The sequence below is a fragment of the Curtobacterium luteum genome (assembly GCF_001475545.1).
Lineage (GTDB): Bacteria > Actinomycetota > Actinomycetes > Actinomycetales > Microbacteriaceae > Curtobacterium > Curtobacterium luteum_A.
The window spans coordinates 1-1,215 of the sequence record NZ_LDQC01000101.1 but is presented as its reverse complement, the minus strand read 5'-3'; the positions used below and the strand labels follow the sequence as shown (position 1 = coordinate 1,215).

Sequence of the window (1,215 nt, the reverse complement as noted above, 5' to 3'; positions counted from 1 at the left end):
GCACTTCGCCCTGACGCGCACCGGTTAGAAGCGCGGTCGCCCAACGGGATCCCATGCGGTCGCCGGGTTGTGCGGACTCCTGCAGGATGCGGATGCCGGCGTCGAGGTCGAGTACGGCGAGGTTCGTCTTCGCTCGTCGTGGTGCGTCGACCAGTGTGGTGACGTTGCGGGTGACGCGTCCTTCACGTTCGGCGTCCCGGAGTGCGGTGCCGAGGATGCGATGCGCCTGTAGCGCCGTCGTAGATGACAGCCCCTTATCGGTGATGGCGTCGTGCATGCGGCGCACGTGTAGCGGCTCGAGCTTGTCGAGCCGTGTCGCGCCGATTGCCGGCACGATGTGGTTGTCGATGATGCCTCGTTGGGTGGCAATCGTCTTGGGTCGTACGCGCTTGCTGTGGATCTGGTCGAACCAGTGCCGCAGCCACGATTCGAGTGTCTGCGATGCGGTGGGTAGGTCGCCTACCTTCGCGAGATCCTTCTGCAGTTCGCGGAGCTTTGTCAGTGCGACCCGCTTGTCCTTGGAGCGGACGAACTTGCGGCGTCGTTCCCCGTTGCGGGGAGGGAGCTCTACTACGGCCTGCCAGAACTTCAGCGGCTTGCTGGTGTCGGCAGGGACGCGGAACAGAGCACCCTCCCCCTTGCCTCGCGTAATGCGTGCCATCACGGCCTCCTTCTCCTGTCGTGAGCGGTCCATTGACCGCCGAGCACTCCTACATGGGTGAAGGCTGCGGGCCTCCTACGTCGGTGGCGTGGTGTAGCTTCCACTTCTGTTCCTCCTGTGGTGAGTTCACGGGTGGGGCGTGAGGGCTGGTCCGTTGCCGCGGGCCGGCCCTCGTTGGGTTACTTGACGTGCAGCAACGCGGCTTCGTACGAGTACGTCTCGCCAGTCGGCCACATGACGTCCCACGTGCCGAAATCGTTCTGACCGAGAACGGTGCCGTCGGATCGCCCGTCAACTGCCATTGGGGAGCCAAGCCCGTTGGGCAAGAACTGCGCTCCGATGATGCAGTCGACCGTTGCCCCAGGCTTGATCGCTGCGGTGTGTTTCGTGGCGCTCATCACGCCCTCCTTCTGCGGTGCATCCGTGTATCCGTTCGGTGTATCCATATGCCCCAGCCTGTGTCGGCTTGTGCTGGCATGTTTGAGAGCGTAGCAGTCAAATCTGACTGTTGTCCACCCAGTTTCGCATGTTTCTTCTGACTACGGATCAGAAGG

General features: G+C 63.0%; 2 protein-coding genes. Both read right to left on the bottom strand.

Going from position 1 to position 1,215, the window contains the following annotated elements; all coding sequences use genetic code 11:
- Positions 1-661, bottom strand: a 661-nt coding sequence (locus NS184_RS15345) for a site-specific integrase (protein WP_242863085.1), incomplete at its 3' end; no start/stop codon positions are given.
- A gap of 179 nt (positions 662-840) precedes the next feature.
- Positions 841-1,059, bottom strand: a complete 219-nt coding sequence (locus tag NS184_RS15340) for a hypothetical protein (protein ID WP_058726972.1) — start codon at positions 1,057-1,059, stop codon at positions 841-843.
- Positions 1,060-1,215 lie beyond the last annotated feature (156 nt).